Source organism: Acinetobacter sp. UBA5934 (genome assembly GCF_002430855.1).
Classification (GTDB): Bacteria; Pseudomonadota; Gammaproteobacteria; order Pseudomonadales; family Moraxellaceae; genus Acinetobacter.
In genome coordinates this window covers 1-3447 of the sequence record NZ_DJDC01000063.1, presented here as the reverse complement: position 1 = coordinate 3447, position 3447 = coordinate 1, and the positions used below count along the sequence as shown (strand labels likewise).

Annotated in this window: 4 protein-coding genes; 1 reads left to right on the top strand and 3 read right to left on the bottom strand. The window is 30.7% G+C overall.

Annotation, left to right across the window (positions count from 1 at the left end; genetic code table 11):
- Nucleotides 1-4: 4 nt before the first annotated feature.
- Together B2Y23_RS04330 and B2Y23_RS04325 are read right to left on the bottom strand one after the other, a co-directional pair.
- On the bottom strand, nucleotides 5-220 hold the full coding sequence (locus tag B2Y23_RS04330; RefSeq protein WP_168416634.1) for a hypothetical protein: 216 nt from the start codon (nucleotides 218-220) through the stop codon (nucleotides 5-7).
- 7 nt (nucleotides 221-227) lie between these two features.
- Nucleotides 228-554 carry a pyocin activator PrtN family protein gene (locus B2Y23_RS04325; RefSeq protein WP_291369239.1) on the bottom strand — a complete coding sequence of 109 codons (327 nt, stop codon included), beginning with the start codon at nucleotides 552-554 and terminating at the stop codon, nucleotides 228-230.
- Between the two features lie 132 nt (nucleotides 555-686).
- Between B2Y23_RS04325 and B2Y23_RS04320 the strand changes: the two genes are divergently transcribed.
- A complete protein-coding gene (locus B2Y23_RS04320) occupies nucleotides 687-1661 on the top strand; it encodes a hypothetical protein (protein ID WP_291369237.1) in 975 nt (324 codons plus the stop codon).
- 83 nt (nucleotides 1662-1744) lie between these two features.
- Here B2Y23_RS04320 and B2Y23_RS04315 read toward each other — a convergent pair whose 3' ends face one another.
- Nucleotides 1745-2620, bottom strand: coding sequence for a hypothetical protein (locus B2Y23_RS04315; protein WP_180144301.1), 876 nt, complete (start codon nucleotides 2618-2620; stop codon nucleotides 1745-1747).
- Between the last annotated feature and the right edge of the window lie 827 nt (nucleotides 2621-3447).

Here is a 3447-nt window from a genome sequence, read left to right as displayed (position 1 = left end):
CTAACTAATTAGTTAGGCTTTTGTTATTTCTGAAATATTGGTTTTCCCAGATTATGATTTGCTCTTCATCCCAAAGGCTTTTAGAACCCACGGATACCTTGATAGGAGCTGGAAAGGGTTCTTTAAAAATTTTCTGAGTAGGTTGCTGCCATCTCCATAATGTTGTTTGAGATTTGATTTTGAATCTATTTAGTAGTTCTTGAGAAGTAAGATAAGCCATTGCTAATTTACTCCTTCGGGCTTTTAAAATTATAAATAATATCAGTATCAATATAGGGTGAGTCCTTTTGGAACAAGCCATCTAGCACATTAGAGAGATCTTTTAAGTCCACAAAATACGGAGACTTTTGACTTCGATCTAGACGTGCGCATTTGAAAGGGAAGTCCATTTTTCTTGCTTTTTCTAAAATATTTTCTTTGCTTAGATGTGGGTAATATGCTTTACAGACATCATCCAGCATTGGCATCGGGTTGCCGAATTTTAGAAACAGATAGTCGTAAGTAGAAATAGTTATTGTCACTTTTAAACACTCATGTATTGTCGATAAGCGCATTGTGCAATTGATAAATAAAAAATGAGGAATGTTACAGCTGTAAAAAATAAATGAACGTAAATTAATTGAATTGTAAGGTTTATTTTTTCATGTAAATTAGTTATGTAATTCTAATTTAAAAAGGTTTAGCAGATGTCTCATGTGGAAATTAGACAAAATATTAACGAGTTAAAAGCTGAGCTGTTAAATCAGTATGGTGCAGTCATTGTATTTCTTGCGGATTGGGATCCTTATGTGCAACAACTAAAAGTAGAAGTTGTAAGAGATAAATCTATGCCTATTAAAACAGTGAAAGAGAAGATCAAGAGCATCCAATCTATAAAATTTTCTAATTTAGAGTCTGTTGAAAGAATAAAGTTTCACAAAATAAAGGATGATTTTGAAGAAGGCGAAACTCAAGAAATTTATCAAGCTATGCTTCAGGATCAACACAATCCCCGTTATGAACAATTCCAAAAAGATTATAAATATAGTAGTGGGGATTTAATTGAATTGTTTAATCAGCTAGATTCGCTGTCTAGTAGATTGTCTAACTTAACTGCAAAAGAAGCTGAAGAAGAGTTTGAAAATATTTTTTATCAATATATTTGTTTAAATACGGTTAATTATGGGTTGACTAATAAGGCTTTAAAAAAACGAATTGATAAGACTAGAGTTGTTTTAGGTGAAAGGACTAAGATCAGAAATCAAAAAAACGAAATGCTTACGCAGATTGTGTTGCGACAACATCAGCAAGGTAAGCGTTGGAAATCTGCAGATCAAGTTGCGAAAGATTGTATTGAGGTTATTGAAGAAGAGTTTGAGAAATTTGATACCAAGTGGCTTAATGATAAATTAACTGAAATTGAGGTAAATATATCATTTCAAGAAAGCAGACTAAAGGAAGTTGATAAAAATGATCCGAAGTATAAAAATAGTGAACAGCTAATGACAATAATGAGCGAAGAAATTTCGAATATTAAAAATGCTTTAAAGCGAGGATACCCATATGAGGAATATAATGATTTTCTATCATATGGGACTGAATATGTTGAAAAAAGTATTTCGAATACTTTACGTAAAAATAAACCTTTACTTGAAAAAATTCTTGAACAATCGGAACTCTAAGCTTCTTAATTTAATGTTCATTAATGAAATTAGACTCTGCCTAATCTAGGCAGAGTCTAATTTTACTATGATTTAAATTGGATTTAGTAGGGAAACTCACCTGTTAGGGGGTTACATTCTTTTACATAGGCTTGATTTATGAGTTCTTCCAAAACCTTATCTTCCGAAAGGTTTTTTTTACGAGCAAGTGAGGCTAAGGCTTCTTTTGCTTTAACTGTAAGAGCATAAAATCCAGGTTTTTTAACCTTTTTATCATCTCGATGTCTTTTCTGATACCAAGCATTAGATATTTTTTTTCTAAGGGCATAGTGGACATTAATATCTAGATCATAAAGTTGATCAAAGATTGAGTTAATATTTATTTCAGGATTAGTAGAGTTTAATAAATTCACGCGGAGTCTCTTATATTCTTCACTTTTATAAATGTGACTATTAGCCCATATGTAAAAATCATTTTCAGCAAAATTAAAATGACTATCGAACTTCATGTGTACATTGGAGAAACGTTTATATATTTCCTCTAATGATCTGGGATGGTCAAAATATTCTTCGTATGTGAAAAGTATATAAAAAAACTTATAAACAGGATTGCTTATATCTTCTAGTATTCTACTTCTTAAATTATTTTGCATAGTATTGTTTGCGAATAATATAAAACGTTTATTATTTTCGATATTCTTCAGATCAATTTTAGGCATAGAAATATGAGCTTGGTATTCTTCTAGGCAATAAATAAAATGCTCTATATCACGGTCATGTAAATGACAGAGTTCAGCCATGATTTCCTTTTTGATATCAGAAAATTTATCGAGTCTGTTTAGCATATCAACATCAGTCCGCCTAACATCTTTGTATTGTTTAATCTCTTCATTAAAGATATTGAGTATCCATACTGCATCAATATCTCTACAACGTGATAGGAATGATTTAGTTTGATCTAAAGCTGGAGTTCTACGCATTTTTGAATCTACCTTAGTAAAAGCTTAGGTCATACTTTATGGCAATCTATTGCTTACTATTCCATTTCTTTTCGGGTGATTTCGGTTGATTTGCCATAGTTTTTTTAAATGCTTGGCGTGAAGAAATTACCGTGATATCTATAGCTCCATCTTAAATACAGGGCCTATTTAACTTTGAACTTAACTTTGATGGAGTGCTTATCGTTGTTTTAAATGTAGGACGTTTAGAATTTAAAATATGGAGGTGATGAGGTTTTAATTTGAATTTATGATTCATGATTTTGAAAAAATATGAATTTATTTAAGTGAATAATGAGGAAGTGTTTAAGCAGAAAATACCGTGTAACTTTTTAGATGCTTTTGATGGCTAAATAAATTTAAAACTTTGAATTTTTATCCCTATACAAGTTTTGAAATTGATTTTTATTAATTAACTTAATTCTAGCTTTTTTTCAGGCTGGCGCCTAGATGAATTTAAGCGTGGAGCAGGCAGAAAATATGCTTAATGCGATAAATAGATACTGTACTACAGGAGGAATTTAGGCTCTCTAGAGCTTTGGTTATTAATCTAATCGTTTATTAGTTAATATTTTGTTGAGAAGTAAAACGTATATATATACTGAATTCCCTATCTCTTATGTAACTGTCACACACATAGGTTTAAACATGATGTCTTCAATTAATCAGGAAAAACTTACACTTCATATTGAGAATTTTTTAAAACGTTTAAAAAAAGAACGAACAAAATGGGATGGATTCTATTCACAGCTTATAGATCTATTATTTGACTTTAATGATATTTATGATCCTGATGATGAATACACAGG